The organism is Streptomyces sp. NPDC014623 (assembly GCF_043088245.1).
Lineage (GTDB): Bacteria > Actinomycetota > Actinomycetes > Streptomycetales > Streptomycetaceae > Streptomyces.
Map to the genome: position 1 here is coordinate 1 of NZ_JBIBZU010000017.1, position 18,697 is coordinate 18,697.

Annotated in this window: 17 protein-coding genes and 1 riboswitch; of the genes, 13 read left to right on the forward strand and 4 right to left on the reverse strand. The window is 68.6% G+C overall.

Annotation, left to right across the window (positions count from 1 at the left end; all coding sequences use genetic code 11):
- Positions 1–188 precede the first annotated feature (188 nt).
- From ACF1FZ_RS25080 to ACF1FZ_RS25125, 10 genes are all read left to right on the forward strand, one after another.
- Entirely contained in the window at positions 189–797 is a 609-nt protein-coding gene (locus tag ACF1FZ_RS25080) for a CDP-alcohol phosphatidyltransferase family protein (protein ID WP_391775648.1), read from the forward strand.
- 112 nt (positions 798–909) lie between these two features.
- On the forward strand, positions 910–3,405 hold the full coding sequence (locus ACF1FZ_RS25085; RefSeq protein WP_391775649.1) for a sugar phosphate nucleotidyltransferase: 2,496 nt from the start codon (positions 910–912) through the stop codon (positions 3,403–3,405).
- 157 nt (positions 3,406–3,562) lie between these two features.
- Positions 3,563–4,423: a DUF881 domain-containing protein gene (locus ACF1FZ_RS25090; RefSeq protein WP_391775650.1), complete on the forward strand. Its 861-nt coding sequence runs from the start codon at positions 3,563–3,565 to the stop codon at positions 4,421–4,423.
- Positions 4,420–4,752 (forward strand): small basic family protein, encoded by a 333-nt coding sequence (locus tag ACF1FZ_RS25095; protein ID WP_003970459.1) that lies wholly within the window; start codon positions 4,420–4,422, stop codon positions 4,750–4,752. Before ACF1FZ_RS25090 ends, ACF1FZ_RS25095 begins: the two co-directional genes overlap by 4 nt.
- Positions 4,753–4,757: 5 nt before the next feature.
- Positions 4,758–5,603 (forward strand): DUF881 domain-containing protein, encoded by an 846-nt coding sequence (locus ACF1FZ_RS25100; protein ID WP_391775651.1) that lies wholly within the window; start codon positions 4,758–4,760, stop codon positions 5,601–5,603.
- A gap of 193 nt (positions 5,604–5,796) precedes the next feature.
- Positions 5,797–6,513, forward strand: coding sequence for an FHA domain-containing protein (locus ACF1FZ_RS25105; protein WP_391775652.1), 717 nt, complete (start codon positions 5,797–5,799; stop codon positions 6,511–6,513).
- A 41-nt stretch (positions 6,514–6,554) separates the two neighbouring features.
- Positions 6,555–7,298 (forward strand): MerR family transcriptional regulator, encoded by a 744-nt coding sequence (locus ACF1FZ_RS25110; protein WP_391775653.1) that lies wholly within the window; start codon positions 6,555–6,557, stop codon positions 7,296–7,298.
- A gap of 53 nt (positions 7,299–7,351) precedes the next feature.
- Entirely contained in the window at positions 7,352–7,825 is a 474-nt protein-coding gene (locus tag ACF1FZ_RS25115) for a bifunctional nuclease family protein (protein WP_030794342.1), read from the forward strand.
- A 167-nt stretch (positions 7,826–7,992) separates the two neighbouring features.
- Positions 7,993–8,610: a MerR family transcriptional regulator gene (locus tag ACF1FZ_RS25120; RefSeq protein WP_391775654.1), complete on the forward strand. Its 618-nt coding sequence runs from the start codon at positions 7,993–7,995 to the stop codon at positions 8,608–8,610.
- A gap of 75 nt (positions 8,611–8,685) precedes the next feature.
- Entirely contained in the window at positions 8,686–10,149 is a 1,464-nt protein-coding gene (locus ACF1FZ_RS25125; RefSeq protein ID WP_391775655.1) for a DNA polymerase IV, read from the forward strand.
- Here ACF1FZ_RS25125 and ACF1FZ_RS25130 read toward each other — a convergent pair.
- Positions 10,071–10,442 (reverse strand): PRC-barrel domain-containing protein, encoded by a 372-nt coding sequence (locus ACF1FZ_RS25130; protein ID WP_391775656.1) that lies wholly within the window; start codon positions 10,440–10,442, stop codon positions 10,071–10,073. The genes ACF1FZ_RS25125 and ACF1FZ_RS25130 overlap by 79 nt on opposite strands.
- A 133-nt stretch (positions 10,443–10,575) precedes the next feature.
- Positions 10,576–10,671: riboswitch (glycine riboswitch) on the forward strand.
- A gap of 192 nt (positions 10,672–10,863) precedes the next feature.
- Here ACF1FZ_RS25130 and gcvP point away from each other — a divergent pair.
- Positions 10,864–13,749, forward strand: a complete 2,886-nt coding sequence (gene gcvP / locus ACF1FZ_RS25135; RefSeq protein WP_391775657.1) for an aminomethyl-transferring glycine dehydrogenase — start codon at positions 10,864–10,866, stop codon at positions 13,747–13,749.
- A 69-nt stretch (positions 13,750–13,818) separates the two neighbouring features.
- Here gcvP and ACF1FZ_RS25140 read toward each other — a convergent pair whose 3' ends face one another.
- On the reverse strand, positions 13,819–14,025 hold the full coding sequence (locus ACF1FZ_RS25140; RefSeq protein WP_391775658.1) for a DUF5999 family protein: 207 nt from the start codon (positions 14,023–14,025) through the stop codon (positions 13,819–13,821).
- Positions 14,026–14,314: 289 nt separating this feature from the next.
- Entirely contained in the window at positions 14,315–14,929 is a 615-nt protein-coding gene (locus ACF1FZ_RS25145) for a hypothetical protein (RefSeq protein ID WP_391775659.1), read from the reverse strand.
- Positions 14,930–15,418: 489 nt separating this feature from the next.
- Between ACF1FZ_RS25145 and ACF1FZ_RS25150 the strand changes: the two genes are divergently transcribed.
- Together ACF1FZ_RS25150 and ACF1FZ_RS25155 are read left to right on the forward strand one after the other, a co-directional pair.
- A complete protein-coding gene (locus tag ACF1FZ_RS25150) occupies positions 15,419–16,924 on the forward strand; it encodes a glutamate-cysteine ligase family protein (protein ID WP_391775660.1) in 1,506 nt (501 codons plus the stop codon).
- A gap of 95 nt (positions 16,925–17,019) precedes the next feature.
- Entirely contained in the window at positions 17,020–17,799 is a 780-nt protein-coding gene (locus ACF1FZ_RS25155) for a CPBP family intramembrane glutamic endopeptidase (protein ID WP_391775661.1), read from the forward strand.
- Between the two features lie 25 nt (positions 17,800–17,824).
- Here ACF1FZ_RS25155 and ACF1FZ_RS25160 read toward each other — a convergent pair whose 3' ends face one another.
- Positions 17,825–18,646: a PhzF family phenazine biosynthesis protein gene (locus tag ACF1FZ_RS25160; protein ID WP_391775662.1), complete on the reverse strand. Its 822-nt coding sequence runs from the start codon at positions 18,644–18,646 to the stop codon at positions 17,825–17,827.
- Positions 18,647–18,697: the final 51 nt, after the last annotated feature.

The window sequence follows — 18,697 nt, forward strand, 5'->3', positions numbered from 1 at the left end:
TACTGCAGGGGGGACCCTGTGGGAGAGTAGGACGCCGCCGAACAATTATTCCGGGAAAGCCCCGTGCCCTTGTGGCACGGGGCTTTTCTGCGTTCAGCGACCCGGGAACCACCCCTGTGCGTCGGCGCTCCGAGGCTGAGGGTAGGGTCAGGGGCATCATTGGCACGTTCTTCACAGGAGGCCCCCGGGTGGAGGTCCAGGAGACTCGAGTTCAGACGGACCGAGTACTCACCATCCCCAACATCCTCAGCATGGCTCGCCTCGTCGGCGTACCGCTCTTCCTGTGGCTGATTCTTCGCCCGGTGTTCGGCGGGCCCAACAGCGATGGCTGGGCCCTGCTGATCCTGATGCTGAGCGGAGTCAGTGACTACCTCGACGGCAAGCTCGCCCGCCGCTGGAATCAGATCAGCAGTCTCGGCCGGCTCCTGGACCCCGCCGCCGACCGCCTCTACATTCTGTCGACTCTCGTCGGACTCACCTGGCGCGAGATTCTGCCGTTGTGGCTGACAGCCGCGCTCCTGGCTCGTGAGCTGATGCTGCTCGTCATGGTGGGAATCCTTCGCAAGCACGGCTACCCGCCGCCGCAGGTGAACTTCCTGGGCAAAGCTGCAACCTTCAACCTGATGTACGCCTTCCCCTTGTTGCTGCTCAGCGACGGAAGTGGTTGGCTGGCTTCGCTGGGCACCATTTTCGGATGGGCGTTCGCTGGATGGGGTACAACCCTCTATTGGTGGGCAGGAATCCTGTACGTGGTCCAGGTCCGCCGTCTGGTCAAGGCGGATCAAGTAGCCGATTAGCTCGTTGACGTGGTGCCGTGCAGAGTGGCCGGCCCGCACCGGACAGTGGTGGTGTAGCCCCGACGGGCGAAGTCGGCCGGACCGTCGTCTCTTCGAGGAGGACATTACCGACATGAAGGCCGTCGTGATGGCAGGCGGTGAAGGCACCCGCCTTCGTCCCATGACCTCAAGCATGCCCAAGCCGCTCCTGCCCGTGGCCAATCGGCCCATCATGGAGCATGTGCTGCGTCTGCTGAAAAAGCATGGGCTCAATGAGACCGTGGTCACCGTCCAGTTCCTCGCCTCCCTCGTCAAGAATTACTTCGGCGACGGCGAAGAACTCGGGATGGAGCTCAGCTATGCCAATGAGGAGAAGCCGCTCGGCACCGCAGGGAGTGTGAAGAACGCCGAAGAGGCTTTGAAGGACGACACCTTCCTGGTCATTTCCGGCGACGCCCTCACGGACTTCGATCTCACGGACCTCATCGCATTCCACAAGGAGAAGGGCGCACTCGTCACGGTGTGTCTGACCCGGGTCCCGAATCCGCTGGAGTTCGGGATCACGATCGTGGACGAAGACGGGAAAGTCGAGCGTTTCCTGGAGAAGCCGACCTGGGGCCAGGTCTTCTCCGACACGGTGAACACGGGCATCTACGTCATGGAGCCCGAGGTCTTCGACTACGTCCAGGCCGACACCTCCGTTGACTGGTCCGGCGACGTGTTCCCGCAGCTGATGAAGGACGGCAAACTGATCTGCGGCTATGTCGCGGAGGGCTACTGGGAGGACGTGGGCACGCACGAGAGCTACGTCAAGGCCCAGGCCGACGTGCTCGAGCGCAAGGTCGACGTGGAGCTCGACGGCTTCGAGATCTCCCCGGGGGTCTGGGTCGCAGAAGGCGCAGAGGTCCACCCCGACGCGGTGTTGCGGGGGCCGCTGTACATCGGTGACTACGCGAAGATCGAGGCAGGCGCCGAGATCCGCGAACATACCGTGGTGGGCTCGAACGTCGTCGTGAAATCAGGTGCGTTCCTGCACCGGGCGGTCGTGCACGACAACGTCTACATCGGACAGCACAGCAATCTGCGCGGCTGTGTGATCGGCAAGAACACCGACATCATGCGGGCTACCCGCATCGAGGACGGTGCCGTCATCGGTGACGAATGCCTGGTCGGCGAAGAATCGATCATTCAGGGCAATGTCCGGGTCTACCCCTTCAAAACCATCGAAGCCGGCGCCTTCGTCAACACCTCGGTGATCTGGGAGTCGCGCGGGCAGGCGCATCTCTTCGGAGCCCGCGGCGTCTCCGGCATCCTGAACGTCGAGATCACTCCGGAACTCGCCGTCCGGCTCGCCGGTGCGTATGCGACCACCCTGAAGAAGGGCGCGTCGGTGACCACCGCCCGGGACCACTCCCGTGGTGCCCGTGCGCTGAAGAGAGCGGTCATCTCGGCGCTCCAGGCCAGCGCCATCGACGTCCGCGACCTGGAGAACGTGCCGCTCCCGGTGGCCCGGCAGCAGACCGCGCGGGGAAGTGCCGGGGGCATCATGATCCGTACGACCCCCGGCGTGCCGGATTCGGTCGACATCATGTTCTTCGACGAACGGGGAGCCGATCTCTCCCAGGCGCGCCAGAGGAAACTGGACCGGGTCTACGCCCGTCAGGAATACCGCAGGGCCTTCCCCGGAGAGATCGGGGACCTGCACTTCCCGTCGAGCGTCTTCGACTCCTACACGGGCTCCCTGCTCCGCAACGTCGACACGGCGGGTATCGCCGATGCAGGCCTCAAGGTGGTCGTGGACGCTTCCAACGGCAGCGCCGGTCTCGTTCTGCCCAGCCTCCTCGGACGCCTCGGTGTGGATGCGCTGACCATCAACCCGGGGCTCGACGAGTCCCGGCCGACCGAGTCCGCCGAGTCCCGGCGTGCGGGACTGGTGCGCCTCGGCGAAATCGTGTCGTCCGCACGGGCCGCCTTCGGCGTGCGGTTCGACCCCGTCGGAGAACGGCTGTCCCTCGTGGACGAGCGGGGCCGGATCATCGAGGACGACCGGGCACTGCTGGTCATGCTCGATCTCGTGGCTGCCGAGCGGAGGAGCGGGCGGGTAGCCCTCCCGGTGACGACCACCCGCGTCGCCGAACAGGTAGCGGCCTACCACGGCACGCAGGTGGAGTGGACGACCACGTCACCTGATGATCTGACCCGAGTGGGCCGTGAGGACACCACGATCTTCGGCGGTGACGGCCGGGGCGGCTTCATCGTGCCCGAGTTCAGCAGCGTCTTCGACGGTGCGGCGGCCTTCGTCAGGCTCATCGGCCTGGTGGCCAGGACGCAGCTCACCCTCAGCCAGATCGATGCCCGTATCCCGCGTGCCCACGTGCTGCGCCGTGACCTCGCCACTCCGTGGGCGGTCAAGGGGCTCGTCATGCGCCGGGTGGTGGAGGCCGCGGGTAACCGGAGTGTGGACACCACCGACGGCGTGCGGGTCGTGGAGACCGACGGGCGTTGGGTGATGGTGCTGCCCGATCCTTCGGAGGCGGTCACCCACCTGTGGGCAGAAGGCCCTGACGACGCCTCGGCGCAGGCACTGCTCGACGAATGGGCGGCGGTCGTGGACAGCGCGGGCGACTGAACCTGCGGCCGTTGGCCCGGTAGCCGATGTGCACGGCATCCGGGCCGACGGTGGGGCCATTCGGCGGCAGCAGGCATGACGTGCGACGATGTGCGTCATGTCGCAGCCGCCCCCCGATCGGAGTAGCGCACCGCCGCGTTCTCGCCCTGACGCGTCCATGTCGCTGCTGACCACCGTGATGGAACACAGCCTCGACGAGGGGTACGCCGAGGCTTCGGCCCGTCGCCGGGCCGACGGCAGCGACGGGACGCCCCGCACGCTGAAGGCGAAACTGGGGCTCGCCGCAGGTCTGGTACTGGCCGCTCTCGTGGTGACGCTCGGTGCCGCCGAGGCCCAGGTCGCGGCGCCTGTCGTGGCCAAGGAGCGTGAGGAACTCATCGACCGGGTGAACGCCGAGACCTCCAAGGCGGACACACTCGAGGCGGACGTCGAGGAACTGCGCAAGGACGTCAGCGAGCGGCAGCGCAAGGCGCTTCAGGAGCACGGTGGGGACCAGGGTGGCCTTGTGGCACTGCTGTCCGGTGCCACCGCTGTCGAAGGCCCCGGGATCAAACTGGTCGTGGACGACGCAGAGGACACCGACCAGGGCGGCGGTGGTCCCCGTGAGTCCGCCGGCTTCGCCGATACCGGGCGCGTACGTGACCGGGACATGCAACGCGTGGTCAACGGCCTGTGGCAGTCCGGCGCCGAGGCGATCGCCATCAACGGGCAGCGGCTGACGGCCCTCTCCGCGATTCGTGCGGCGGGTGACGCCATACTGGTCGACAACAGGCCGCTGGTGCCGCCGTACACGGTTCTGGCGGCGGGGGACGGGAAGAAGCTCGCCACGGCCTTCCAGGACAGCGCGGACGGCCAGTACCTTCAGGCGCTGCACGAGAGCTTCGACATCCGCACCAGCATCTCCGAGCAGGAGAAGGTGCGTCTTCCGGCCGCGCCCAGCCTGATCGTACGTACAGCAGAGCCTCAGGCCGCAGACACGGGCAGTGGTGCGGCAGACACAGGGAAGGGCACATCGTGATCGCCGTACTGGGCCTCGTCGTGGGAGTCGTGGTCGGACTGTTGGTCCGGCCCGAAGTACCGGCGGTGGTCGAGCCCTATCTGCCGATTGCCGTGGTGGCCGCACTCGACGCCGTCTTCGGCGGTCTGCGTGCCATGCTCGACGGGATCTTCGTGGACAAGGTCTTCGTGGTGTCGTTCCTGTCGAACGTCGTGGTGGCCGCTCTGATCGTCTTCCTCGGCGACAAACTGGGCGTCGGGGCCCAGCTCTCCACCGGCGTGGTGGTCGTGCTCGGCATCCGGATCTTCTCCAACGCCGCGGCCATCCGCCGGCACGTCTTCCGGGCCTGAGGCCGATGAGCGACGAACAGAACCGGCACAGCGGCCAGAACCCTGCCGGCAGGCGCCCCGCCGGGGCGCTCCCGGCCGAGGCGCCCGCACCGTCTTCCCCTCCTCCTCCGCCTCCGCAGGCCGGGCCGGAGGAGGTCTCCGGCCGTCAGCGGCTCCGGGCGGGTCTCTGGCCGCCCAGGGTGAGCAGGGCCCAACTGATCGTGGCACTCCTGCTGTTCGTCCTCGGTCTGGGGCTGGCAATCCAGGTCAGGTCGAACAGTGACAACAGCGCTCTGCGCGGTGCCCGCCAGGAGGACCTGGTCCGTATCCTCGACGAGCTCGACAACCGGACCCAGCGCCTCGAGGACGAGAAACAGCGCCTGGACGACCAGCGCACGGAACTGGAGAACAGCTCCGACCAGGCGGAGGAGGCCCGCAAGCAGACGCTCGAAAAGGAGCGGCAGCTCGGTATCCTGGCGGGCACCGTCGCGGCGCACGGCCCCGGCATCACGCTGACCATCAGTGACCCGACCGGCGCGGTGGAGGCCGACATGCTCCTCGACACCATCCAGGAGCTCCGTGCGGCGGGTGCGGAGGCGATGGAGATCAACGGTGTGCGGGTGGTGGCCAATACATACTTCTCCGGTGACGGGGGAGAGTTGAGAGTCGACGGCCGTGAGATCGAGGCTCCCTACGAGTTCGAGGTCATCGGCAAGCCGCAGGATCTGGAGCCGGCTCTGAACATCCCAGGTGGTGTGGTGCAGACGCTCGAGAAGGAGCAGGCAACGGCGGAGGTCGCGCGCGCCGACGACATCGTCGTGGACGCCTTGCGACCCGCGAAGCGGCCTGATCACGCTCGGTCGTCGTCGTAGTGAGGCGGAGGTGCGCGGTACTCACAAGACACGCACACCAGGTTGCGGGGGGTCGGCGCAACGGATTGGTGACGCGTGGTGGAAACTGTCGGGTGACTACGGACGTTGTGAAGATGTCCGGGTCGGCAGGTGTGTTCATTCAGGGTTCGTCCTGCCCCACGGGCGGGTCTATTTCGGTCAAGGGGAAACGCCCGTGAAGTTGTTTGCGAAGTTGTTCGGAAAGAGCGCCCGCGAGGACAGCAGCGCTGCCCGCCACCGCGCTCCGCGTCAGGGTCAGGGCGCCGAGGAGCAGGGCTCGGAGCGCCCGCTCTTCCGCGACGAGGTCCAGGGTGCCGCCGGTGGGTCCGGCGCGGCGTCCGCCGGCCCCGGAGGTTCCGGGCGCATAGGTGTTTGTCCGAGGTGCGGGCATCACAACGCCGAGGCCGGCCGTTTCTGCTCCAACTGCGGCACGCCGCTGAAGGGCGGGGTGCCCGAGCGGGCCTCGGAGACCACCTCGACGATCTCGATCTCGGGTATCGAGGCGTACGAGGCCGAGGCGACAGGGCAGACGGCCCTTCCCTCGCTCTCCCCGGAGGCCCAGGCCGCGGTCGACGCCCTGCCGGCGGGTTCCGCGCTGCTGGTGGTCCGGCGCGGCCCGAACTCAGGCAGCCGCTTCCTGCTGGACGGCGACCTGACGACGGCCGGCCGTCACCCGCAGAGCGACATCTTCCTCGACGACGTGACCGTGTCGCGGCGTCATGTGGAGTTCCACAGGAGCCCGGACGGTAGTTTCACCGTGGGCGACGTCGGAAGCCTCAACGGCACGTACGTCAACCGCGAGCGCATCGATTCCGTCGCGCTGACCAATGGCGACGAAGTCCAGATCGGAAAGTACCGGCTGGTCTTCTACGCGAGCCAGCGGGGCGTGTGACCCTCCCCGGACCCCGTCCGGGGGACTCCCCAGGAAGGTTCATGCTGCGAACACCGACAGGCGGTGCCGGTCACGGCACCGCCGCCGCGGGCGGGCGGGCGATGAGCATCGGCACGGTGCTTCTGCAGCTGCGCGACGAGTTTCCCGAAGTCACCATCTCCAAGATCCGATTCCTGGAGGCGGAAGGGCTCATCGAGCCCCAGCGGACGCCGTCGGGTTACCGGAAATTCAGCCCTGCCGACGTGGAGCGGCTGGCTCAGGTGCTGCGCATGCAGCGGGACCACTACCTGCCGCTCAAGGTCATCCGTGAGCATCTGGAAGCCCTGGCCCGCGGAGAGCAGGCCGCCCTGCCGTCCGGCGGCGGGCAGGGCGAGTCCGTGGACGTCCCGTGGGACCAGGCCCGGGGGCAGACCACCGCCGCCCGTATCGGACGCTCCGAACTTCTCGCCGCGGCCGAGGCCACCGAGGAGCAACTCGACGAGTGGGAGTCGTACGGCCTGATCGTGCCGGCCGTCGGCGGAAGCTACGACGCCGAGGCGGTGACTGTGGCGCGGCTGGTGGCGGACCTGGGCAGATTTGGCCTGGAACCGCGGCACCTGAGGGCCGTCAAGGCGGCCGCGGAGCGTGAGGCGGGGCTGGTCGAGCAAATCGTCGCACCTCTGCGCCGGCATCGGAATCCGCAGACCAGGGCACATGCGGAGGCTACCGCGAAGGAACTGGCGGAGCTCTCCGTGCGCCTCCATGCCGCGCTCGTGCAGACCGCTCTGAAGGTCAGTTTCCACTGAGGGCGGAGGAGCCCGACTATCCAAACACGGCGGGCACGTCCTAGGGTTGCTGTGTGAACGAGCTCGACGTTGTGGGTGTCCGGGTGGAAATGCCCTCCAACCAACCGATCGTGCTCCTGCGTGAAGTGGGAGGCGACCGGTACCTCCCTATTTGGATCGGCCCTGGGGAAGCGACAGCGATCGCTTTCGCCCAGCAGGGCATGGCTCCGGCCAGGCCGCTGACCCATGATCTCTTCAAGGACGTGCTCGAGGCCGTGGGCCAGGAGCTCAGCGAGGTCCGTATCACGGACCTCCGAGAAGGGGTCTTCTACGCGGAGCTGGTCTTTGCCAGTGGGGTCGAGGTGAGCGCGCGGCCGTCCGACGCCATAGCGCTCGCCCTGCGCACCGGCACACCGATCTACGGAAGTGACGGGGTGCTGGATGACGCAGGCATCGCCATTCCCGACGAGCAGGAGGACGAGGTGGAGAAATTCCGCGAGTTCCTCGACCAGATCTCGCCGGAGGACTTCGGCACCAACAGTCAGTGACCGCCCTGTGGGGCAGCGTCAGCGCATCCGGCAAGCCGTTCCCTGAATTCAGTCACGGGAAACCACCCTCAGGGTGGTTATCACTCGGCGTGCCGAGTGTGGCGATCGTTGACGCACCCCTGGTGACTGCCTACCTTCGAGGTGGCAGGTCAAGGACGGAGGTCGGCGTGAGAAGCAGCGGCGACGGTACGGCTGCGGGTGGGCCGTACCGGCAGCACGGCAGTGCGGCCGACCACTCCATCAGACAGCCGGTTCAGCCGGCCGTGGTGGCAGCGGACGGTGCAGCAGTGGCAGGGGACATCGGCTACCGGGGGCCGACGGCATGTGCGGCGGCCGGGATCACCTATCGGCAGCTCGACTACTGGGCGCGTACGGGACTCGTCGAACCGAGCGTAAGGCCGGCGTACGGGTCGGGGACCCAGCGGCTCTACAGCTTCCGGGACGTAGTTCTCCTCAAGATCGTCAAACGGTTCCTCGACACGGGTGTCGCTCTGCAGAACATCCGCACCACCGTTCAGCACCTCAGAGCCCGTGGATTCGCGGATCTCGAGAGGATGACGCTGATGAGTGACGGTGCGACGGTCTACGAGTGCTCGTCCCCCGATGAGGTCGTGAATCTGCTCCAGGGCGGCCAGGGCATCTTCGGGATCGCCGTCGGAGTCGTCTGGAAGGATGTCGACGCGGCGCTGTCCCAGCTCCACGGGGAGCGTGTCGACACCGGGGAGACCCTGATCGGTCACAATCCCGCCGACGAACTGGCGAGACGGCGCAATCGCGCGGGCTGAGTCACCGGCGCCGGCCGGCCCGGCGCGAGGGGCGGGCGGGGCGGTTGTCAGTGGCGTAGGGCAGCATCGGTCCGTGTGAGAGCCGCCCCCACCATCCTGCATCTGGACATGGATGCCTTCTACGCCTCTGCGGAGCAGGCGGCGAAGCCCAGTCTGCGAGGCAAGCCAGTGGTGGTGGGTGGCCTGGGGACGCGCGGCGTGGTCGCCACAGCGTCCTACGAGGCGCGGCGTCTCGGCGTGCACTCGGCGATGCCGATGGCACAGGCGAGACGGCTGGCTCCCCACGCGGCCTATCTGGTCCCGCGTTTCGCGCTGTACCGGACGGTGAGCGACCAGGTGATGGAGTTGCTGGGGAGGCTGTCACCGCTCGTGGAACCGCTCAGTCTGGACGAGGCCTTCGTCGATCTGGAGGCCGGCGGGGTCGCCGAGGACTCGGCGTCCGCGCGGCGGATCGGTGAGCAGCTGCGCGCCGCGATCCGTGCGGTCACCGGACTCAGCGGTTCCGTCGGTCTCGCAGGTTCCAAGATGCTGGCCAAGATCGCCTCGGAGGAGGCGAAACCGGATGGACTGCTGCTGATCGAGCCCGGTACCGAGCGCGAGCTCCTGGCCCCCATGCCCGTGCGCACCCTCCCGGGTGTGGGGCCCGCCACCGGTGATCATCTCCGGCGCGCGGGCATGACCGTCGTCAGCCAACTGGCGGAGGCGGGAGAGGCGGAGCTCGTGCGGCTGCTGGGCAGGGCGCACGGCGTCGCTCTCCACCGCATGGCACAGGGCTACGACGACCGTCCCGTCGTCGCCGAGAGGGATGCCAAGTCCGTGTCCGTCGAGGACACCTTCGACGTGGACCTCCATGACCGTGTGCGTGTCAGGGGGGAGGTCGAGCGGCTCGCGATCCGGTGTGTGCAGCGGCTTCGGGGGGCGGGGCGGTCCGGACGCACCGTCGTCCTCAAGGTGCGCCGCTACGACTTCTCGACGCTCACCAGGTCCGAGACCCTCCGTGGCCCCACCGACGACCCCACAGTGGTCAGGGAGGCCGCAGCGCGACTTCTGGAAGCCGTGGACACGACCGGTGGCGTGCGGCTGCTCGGAGTCGGTGTCACAGGGCTGGCGGACTTCACACAGGAAGACCTCTTCGCGCAGGCCGCCGACGCCGAGCAGGCTGCCGGGGACTCCGCCGCCGTCGACGCGGTCCCGGAGGAGCGGGACGGCACGGCGGAGGAGGCCGGGGGCGCGCGTCTCCGGGAGAGCGAGGAGCAGCCGGCATCGCGGCGCTGGCCGGCCGGACACGACGTACGGCACGACGTCCACGGTCACGGCTGGGTGCAGGGCAGTGGCGTCGGACGTGTCACCGTTCGCTTCGAGGAACCGTGGACGCCTCCGGGACGGGTGCGCACCTTCCGTGTCGACGACCCTGAGCTGCGGCCGGCCGGTCCGCTTCCCCTGGTGCGGGACGCGGTGGACTACTCCTCGTGGCCGGCGAGCCTGCCGAAGTCCCTGTCAGGGACCGGCCCGGTGGAGGGAGCGGCGTCCAGCCCGTAATGGCGGTAGAGCTGCAGTTCCTGCTCGGGAGACAGGTGGCGGCCCACTCCGAAGTCGGGCGCGTCCTTGATCAGGGCCCGGTCGAAGGGGATCACGAGCGAGCCGTCGACGAATTCGCTCGGTTCCAGCGGGACGAATGCGTCCCTGCTGAAGAGACCGGTGCGTACGGCGGCCCACTCGGGTACCCCGGTGGCGTCGTCGAGGTAGACCTCGTCCACCGTCCCGATCTTGGCGCCTCGGCGGTCGAAGGCCTTGCGGCCGATCAGGCTGCGCGGATCGATGTCGGTCTGCACGGTGCCTCCCACTGGTCACGACTGCATCAGGTGGTCGCGGCTGCTCCACAGGCACTACGAAAGGCCAGATCCAGGTGGTCGGCCACTCGAGACGGCTCGTGTCGGCCCCGCTGGTAGGCTGGGACATGGCTGCTGACCCTGTGCGGGAGAGTCCTCCGGAGAGATCCGGAGGCGCCGAAGGAGCAACTCCTCCCCGGAATCTCTCAGGCCCCCGTACCGCACGGACGAGGTCACTCTGGAAAGCAGGGCGAGTCCGTACGGCACGTGCCGCCGCGGGCACCGCCCTCACCGACGGTGAAAACCGGTGTGCCGCAGGGCGTGCCGGTGAAGCTCTCAGGTCGATATGACAGATGGGGAGGCCGTTCGGGCAGCCACGCCGTGGCGCCCCTCGCAGGTCGTGACAGACCAGGAGGCCTCCACCATGACCCCCCGTCGCACTCCGCTCTCCCAGCTGGAGCAGGGCATTCTGTTCGAGCAGCGTCACATCGGGCCCGATGCCGAGGAGCAGGCGAAGATGCTCGCCCATGTCGGGTACGGCTCCCTGGACGAGCTCACCGCCGCCGCGGTGCCCGACGTGATCAGGAGTGCCGAGGCGCTGAACCTCCCCGGCGCCCGTACCGAGGCCGAGGTCCTGGCCGAGCTGCGCAGCCTCGCCGACCGCAACCAGGTGCTCGCACCGATGATCGGGCTCGGCTACTACGGCACGTTCACCCCGCCGGTGATCCTGCGCAACGTCCTGGAGAACCCCGCCTGGTACACGGCCTACACGCCGTACCAGCCGGAGATCTCCCAGGGCCGGCTCGAGGCCCTCCTGAACTTCCAGACGATGGTCGCCGACCTCACCGGGCTGCCGACCTCGGGTGCCTCGCTCCTCGACGAGGGAACGGCTGCGGCCGAAGCCATGGCGCTGGCGCGACGGGTCGGCAAGGTGAAGGACGGTGTCTTCCTGGTCGACGCCGACACGCTGCCGCAGACCATCGCGGTGATCGAGACCCGCGCCGAGCCGACCGGTGTCGAGGTCGTCGTCGCCGATCTCGCCGAGGGCATCCCGGCGGAGGTCGCCGAGCGCGGTGTCTTCGGTGTGCTGCTCCAGTACCCCGGGGCCTCCGGTGCCGTCCGCGACCTCAGGCCCGTCATCGCGCAGGCGCACGATCTGGGCGCGATCGTGTCCGTCGCCGCCGACCTGCTGGCCCTGACGCTGCTCACCTCGCCCGGCGAGCTGGGCGCGGACATCGCCGTGGGCACCACGCAGCGCTTCGGCGTCCCGATGGGTTTCGGCGGGCCGCACGCCGGCTTCATGGCCGTACGCGAGAAGTTCGCCCGCAGCCTGCCCGGCCGCCTCGTCGGTGTCTCCGTCGACGCGGACGGCAACAAGGCCTACCGCCTGGCCCTGCAGACCCGTGAGCAGCACATCCGCCGCGAGAAGGCCACCAGCAACATCTGTACCGCCCAGGTGCTGCTCGCCGTCATGGCCGGCATGTACGCCGTCTACCACGGCCCCGAGGGGCTGCGCACGATCGCCCGGCGCACCCACCGGTACGCCACGATCCTGGCCGAGGGACTGCGGGCGGCGGGCAGCGAGGTCGTGCACGACGCGTACTTCGACACCCTCACGGTCCGCGTGCCGGGTGCGGCGGCCGACGTGGTCGCCGATGCGCGTGAGCGCGGGGTGAACCTGCGTCTCGTCGACGCCGACCACGTCTCCGTCGCGTGTGACGAGACCACGACCCGCGCCCGGATCGCCGCCGTCTGGGCGGCCTTCGGGGCCGGTGGCGACATCGAGGTGCTGGACGCGGAAGCGGCCGACGCGCTGCCTGAGGGGCTGCTGCGCTCCGACGCCGTCCTCACCCATCCGGTCTTCCACCAGCACCGCTCCGAGACGGCGATGCTGCGCTACCTCCGCAAGCTCGCCGACCGCGACTACGCGCTGGACCGCGGCATGATCCCGCTCGGCTCCTGCACCATGAAGCTCAACGCGACCGCCGAGATGGAGTCGATCACCTGGCCCGAATTCGGTGCGCTGCACCCCTTCGCGCCGGCCGAGCAGGCGCAGGGCTTCCTCACCCTCATCCGTGAGCTGGAGGAGCGTCTTGCCGAAGTCACCGGTTACGACGCCGTCTCCATCCAGCCCAACGCCGGCTCGCAGGGTGAGTTCGCCGGGCTGCTGGCCGTGCGCGCGTACCACCGCGCCAACGGCGAGCACGGACGCACCGTCTGCCTGATTCCGTCCTCCGCGCACGGCACCAACGCCGCGAGCGCCGTGATGGCCGGCATGAAGGTCGTCGTGGTGAAGACGGCGGACGACGGCGAGGTCGACATGGAGGACCTCCGGGCCAAGATCGCCAAGCACCGTGACGAGCTCGCCGTCCTCATGATCACCTACCCCTCCACGCACGGTGTCTTCGAGGAGCACGTCGCCGACATCTGCGGCGAGGTGCACGACGCCGGCGGCCAGGTGTACGTGGACGGCGCCAACCTCAACGCACTGGTCGGTCTCGCGAAGCCGGGCCATTTCGGGGGCGACGTCTCCCACTTGAACCTGCACAAGACCTTCTGCATCCCGCACGGCGGCGGTGGCCCGGGTGTCGGACCGGTCGGGGTGCGCGCCCACCTGGCGCCCTACCTCCCCAACCACCCCCTCCAGCCCGCGGCGGGTCCGGAGACCGGTGTCGGCCCCATCTCGGCCGCTCCGTGGGGCTCGGCGGGCATCCTGCCGATCTCCTGGGCGTACGTACGCCTCATGGGGGGCGAGGGGCTGAAGCGTGCGACGCAGGTCGCCGTACTCGCGGCCAACTACATCGCCAAGCGCCTCGAGCCGCACTTCCCGCTTCTGTACAACGGTCCGGCCGGTCTGGTCGCGCACGAGTGCATCGTGGACCTGCGACCGATCTCCAAGGCGACCGGCGTCAGCATCGACGACATCGCCAAGCGGCTGATCGACTACGGCTTCCACTCGCCGACCATGTCGTTCCCGGTGGCCGGGACGCTGATGATCGAGCCGACCGAGAGCGAGAACCTCGCCGAGCTCGACCGGTTCTGCGACACGATGATCGCCATCCGTGGCGAGATCGACAAGGTCGCCTCCGGGGAGTGGGGTGCGGACGACAACCCGCTGTGCAACGCCCCCCACACGGCCGCGGCACTCAAGGGGGAGTGGACCCACGCCTACACCCGTGAAGAGGCGGTCTTCCCGGCCGGTGTCGCGCCTTCGGACAAGTACTGGCCGCCGGTGCGCCGGATCGACGGCGCGTTCGGCGACCGCAACCTGGTCTGTTCCTGCCCGCCGCTGGACGAGTACGACCAGTAAGCACGGGGGCACCGATCGGGGCCGGTGCGGAGACTTCTCCGGCCGGCCCCCGTCTTCTTTCCGCCGCGGTCAGGCGGCCTTCATCACCTGATCGCTCTTCAGCGAGCGGTGCGGAGCGATGATCTGCCCGTCCGGGAGCAGCTCACCGGTGTCCTCGAAGAGCAGGACGCCGTTGCACAGCAGGCTCCAGCCCTGTTCCGGGTGGTGTGCCCTCAGACGTGCGGCTTCCCGGTCGTTGGAGTCGGCGGTCGGGCAAGGTGGCTGGTGCTGGCACATGGCTGGGTTCTTTCGCTGCGTCGAGTCGTGTGTCCTGCGGCTGGATGATGTGTTCACGGCCGCCCCCCGTATCAAGTCGGTCCGGTCCCAGTGTTGCTCTCCGGACGTCTCTCCGCAGGGATTTCGCGACAGCTGCTGTTTTCCTCCCCTGACGCTTCACCCGGCCGGGCGGTTCGGAGCAACTGTGCTGCCCGTTCGGATGGTTCGGGGTGGCCTGACCGGACTAGTCCGGACGGGCGGGGGCGCGCCCCCGCCGATCAGCCCGGCAGGGGCGCGTGAGTGAGGAGGATCAGGCGGGCGACCCGAGGAGACCGGAGGGTTCGGCAAGGTCCGGAAGCGGGACCGGGGCGACACGCAGTGTCATGACCGGGAGCAGGTCCGCGACCCGGTGCGGCCGGTGGGCCGTGATGCCCGGAGGTGCGGGCGCCAGGGGCACCAGTACATCGGTCGGTGCGAGCGCGCCTCCGCCGGCGTCGGCCTCGGTGTCGTGATGCAGCCACAGCGTGAACATGTACAGCTCGGGCACCGAGAGCAGACGCGGCTGGTAGTGCGCGGTCGTCGCCTCCGCCTGGCGTACGGCGAGTTCGGTGGAGACGATGTAGGGCCCTTCGAAGAAGTGCGAGAAGGTCCAGCCGTCGGCGGTGAGCATGGTGTCAGCGGCGGCGACGGAGTGCTCACCGCTGCGGATCAGGAAGCGCCAGCCGGCGAGGCGGGTGCGCGGTGCTGCCTCGTTCGGCACGATGCGGTCCAGTACATGGACGGGAAGCGGGAGTTCGGGGCTCAGCGATCCCTGGACGGACCGGAGGGCGGGCGTATGGGCTTCGCGGACTGTGGTGGGAGAACCGAGTGCCGCGAGAACGCTGCGCAGTGCGGGCGCTGGGGCCGGGGAAACATGCAGCGGCATAGTGGGTCGCCTCTCACTTCGGAGACACGGTGATGCGTGGGCGGGTGCAGACGGCGCTGTCGGCATGCGGGGCCAGAGGAAGGCCGGTGACGGGCGGACGTGCCGATGCGTCAACTCTCTGCCTCGTGCGCAGAGTTTATACGACAAATGTTCACATGGTGTTTCGGCTAGCCGATCCGCGTATTGTCCGCAAGGAGGGTTCGAGCCTTTGAATTGCGTCGTTTCTGTGGGTCCGTACTGCTTCCGGGCCCTTCCGCCAGGTATTTTTACTACGCGGCGGTAGGCTGAAACTCATCGATGTTTCCGCCGTCCGAACGATCGCGCACACTGCATATGCCTCATGCCTTCGGAATGTGCCTCCGGCTTCAGTCACCAGACTACTGGGTGTCCGTGGGCCGTGGGGGCGTTACGGATCATCTCGACGGGGCATTATCGATCGTGATACGAGCGGCCTGTGCCGTGGGCCGCCACGCGAGGAGGGACCCTTCGATGGGTGAGAAGATCGTGGCGGGTGGCTTTGCCCCGTCCGATCGGCAGGCGTACCGCGAGAAGCTCACCCAGTGCCTGACCGTACTGGAGCGGCTCCTGTCGGAGCGGAGGTTCGATCGGCCCAGAAATCTCATGGGGCTGGAGATCGAGCTGAATCTCGCAGGTTCGGACGGCATGCCGAGGATGCGGAATGCGGAGGTCCTCCAGCGCATCGCCAGCCGGGATTTCCAGACGGAACTGGGGATGTTCAACCTGGAAGTGAATATTCTTCCCCATCGGCTGAGCGGGCGGGTATTCGATCAGCTGGCCGAGGAACTGCGTACGGGTCTCGCGTACGCCCACAGGAAGGCCGCGGAGGTCGACGCCGGGATCGTGATGATCGGTATCCTTCCCACGCTCGGACGGGACGACGTGGTTTCGGCGAACCTCTCGGACGTCGACCGTTACACGCTCCTCAACGATCAAATGGCAGCCGCGCGAGGCGAAGAATTCACCCTCGATATCGAGGGTGTCGAACGGCTGGTCTCGACCTCTGCCTCGATCGCCCCCGAATCGGCCTGCACATCGGTCCAGCTGCACCTGCAGGTGACACCGGACCGCTTCGCGGACGTCTGGAACGCGGCTCAGGCCGTCGCGTCCGTGCAGATCGCCCTCGGAGCCAACTCTCCCTTCCTCTTCGGCAAGGAGCTGTGGCGCGAGTCGAGGCCCCCGCTGTTCCAGCAGGCCACGGACGTGCGGCCGCCCGAACTCCGGAATCAGGGCGTGCGGCCCAGGACCTGGTTCGGGGAGCGCTGGATCGACTCGGCGTACGAGCTCTTCGAGGAGAACGTGCGCTACTACCCGCCCCTGCTGCCTATCTGTGACGAGGAGGATCCGCTGCGGGTCCTCGACGAGGGCGGCGTACCGGCGCTGGCCGAACTCGTCCTGCACAACGGCACGGTCTACCGGTGGAACCGGCCGGTGTACGAGGTGGCGGGCGGCGTACCCCATCTGAGGGTGGAGAACCGGGTCCTGCCGGCGGGCCCTTCGGTCGTCGACGTGATCGCCAACGCGGCCTTCTACTACGGGCTGGTGCGCGCCCTCGCCGACGAATCCCGGCCGGTGTGGAGCAAGCTGCCCTTCGAAGCGGCGGCCGAGAACTTCGACACCGCCTGCCGTCATGGGATCGAGGCCGAGCTGCTCTGGCCGCGGCCCGGCCGCTCCGGCGGTGTGGCGAAGGTGTCCGCGGTCAAGCTCGTGAAGGACGAACTGCTGCCCCTCGCGGCCGCCGGGCTGGACGCCTGGAACATCGAGCCCTCGGACCGCGACCACTACCTCGGCATCATCGAGGAGCGCTGCAGGCTCCGTGTGAACGGCGCCTCATGGCAGGTCGACACGTATCACCGCGCGCTGGAGGCGGGCCTGGCGCGGGAGGGTGCGCTGGCAGCCACCACCCGGCGTTACGGCGAACTGATGCAGGCCGGTGAGCCGGTGCACACCTGGCCCGTCGGCTTTCCCGCCCCCTGACGGGGAAGCCGCCCGGTGTCCCGCCGCCGCGGCCCCGTCGGGCAAGCTATGGCGAGGTATGGCTGACGGGAGGCGTACAGGTGGAGGCGGGGCGCGTGGCTGAATCCGTTCCTCACGAGGGGGTGTCACGGCGGGTCCTCCGGTCGGAGACGCTGCTCGTGCTGGCTCTCTCGCTCGGAGCCAGTGGGGTGTCCGCCCTGATCAGCTTCGTCGGGTCGCTGACGAAACCCGGAGGCCTCAAGGACCAGGCGGCGACGCTGAACGGCTCCTACGCGCCCGGACGGCCGTGGCTCGACCTGGCCTGGCAGCTGTTCGGCGTGGCCACCGCTCTGGTGCCGGTCGCGCTGGTGGCTCATCTGCTCCTCCGCGAAAGGGCGGGCCTGCGGACTCTCGGTCTCGACCGCACCAGGCCCTGGCCGGATCTGGGCCGGGGAACCCTGATCGCGGCGGGGATCGGCAGTGCGGGTCTCGCCTTCTACCTGGCGGTGCGGGCCGCGGGTTTCAACCTGACGGTGGTTCCGGAGTCACTGCCGGACGTGTGGTGGAAGTTTCCCGTACTGATCCTCTCCGCGGTGCAGAACTCCCTCGTGGAGGAGGTCATCGTCGTCGGTTATCTGCTGCGAAGGCTGGGGCAGTTGGGATGGACGCCGATGGCCGCTCTGACGGCGAGCTCCGTGCTGCGCGGCTCCTACCACCTGTACCAGGGGATCGGCGGGTTCATCGGGAACCTGGTCATGGGCATCGTCTTCGTCCTGCTGTACAGGCGCTGGGGACGGGTCGGGCCGCTGGTCGTCGCGCACGCCCTGCTCGACATCGGGGCGTTCGTCGGATACGCGCTGCTCGCGGGAAAGGTGGGCTGGCTGCCCACCGCGTGAGCGCGGGCGGCCCGCCCGGCCGTGTTCAGAGTCCGGCGAGCAGTTCCCCGTCGATCACCGTGACGGCGCTGCCGGTCAGCAGCGTGCGTTCGCCGCGCAACGCCGTACGGACCAGGCCCGAGCGGGCGGAGGTCTGGAGGCCGACGAGATCGTCGCGGCCGAACCTGGCCGACCAGAAGGGCGCCAGGGCGGTGTGGGCGCTGCCCGTCACCGGGTCCTCGTCGATACCGACCGCGGGAAAGAAGCCGCGGGAGACGAAGTCGTACCCGCGTGTGGGGTCCTCGGCCGGCGCCGTGGCGATGACACCCCGCCGGGAGCAGACGGCGAGCGCGTGGAAGTCGGGGCGCAGAGCGCGGACGGCCGCTTCGCCGGCCAGCTCCACCAGGAGGTCACCGATGTGCTCCCCCGTGTCGTGGAGCGAGAGGGGCGAAGCTCCGAGCGCGTCCGCCAGGCCGGGTGGGGCGGGAACCGGCGTCAGCGGTGCTGTCGGGAAGTCGAGGGTCAGGGTGCCGTCGTCGTGTGCGGTGGTGCGCAGAATGCCGGAGCGAGTGGCGTAGCGCACCGTGCCGCTCGCCGTTCCGGTGGTGCGGAGGACGTGAGCGGTGGCGAGTGTCGCGTGCCCGCAGAGATCGACCTCGGTGACCGGGGTGAACCAGCGCAGCGCCCAGTCGGCCTCACCGCCCGGCGGCAGCGGGTGGGCGAAGGCGGTCTCCGAGAGGTTGACCTCGGAGGCGACGAGCTGGAGGCGGTCCGCCTCGGGGAAGGCGCCGGAGTCCAGGAGCACGACTCCGGCGGGGTTGCCGGCGAAGGGGCGGTCGGTGAACGCGTCGACGATGCGGATCTTCATGGAACCGACCGTAGGCAGGGCTGTTCCGCATGGTCCAAGGCCAATCGCGGA

What these genes read in the sequence shown, in the direction of transcription:
- ACF1FZ_RS25085 (WP_391775649.1), top strand. Translation starts at nt 910, where the DNA reads ATGAAGGCCGTCGTGATGGCAGGCGGTGAAGGCACCCGCCTTCGTCCC.
- ACF1FZ_RS25090 (WP_391775650.1), top strand. Translation starts at nt 3,563, where the DNA reads ATGTCGCTGCTGACCACCGTGATGGAACACAGCCTCGACGAGGGGTAC.
- ACF1FZ_RS25100 (WP_391775651.1), top strand. Translation starts at nt 4,758, where the DNA reads ATGAGCGACGAACAGAACCGGCACAGCGGCCAGAACCCTGCCGGCAGG.
- ACF1FZ_RS25110 (WP_391775653.1), top strand. Translation starts at nt 6,555, where the DNA reads ATGCTGCGAACACCGACAGGCGGTGCCGGTCACGGCACCGCCGCCGCG.
- gcvP (WP_391775657.1), top strand. Translation starts at nt 10,864, where the DNA reads ATGACCCCCCGTCGCACTCCGCTCTCCCAGCTGGAGCAGGGCATTCTG.
- ACF1FZ_RS25140 (WP_391775658.1), bottom strand. Translation starts at nt 14,025, where the DNA reads ATGTGCCAGCACCAGCCACCTTGCCCGACCGCCGACTCCAACGACCGG.
- ACF1FZ_RS25145 (WP_391775659.1), bottom strand. Translation starts at nt 14,929, where the DNA reads ATGCCGCTGCATGTTTCCCCGGCCCCAGCGCCCGCACTGCGCAGCGTT.
- ACF1FZ_RS25150 (WP_391775660.1), top strand. Translation starts at nt 15,419, where the DNA reads ATGGGTGAGAAGATCGTGGCGGGTGGCTTTGCCCCGTCCGATCGGCAG.
- ACF1FZ_RS25160 (WP_391775662.1), bottom strand. Translation starts at nt 18,646, where the DNA reads ATGAAGATCCGCATCGTCGACGCGTTCACCGACCGCCCCTTCGCCGGC.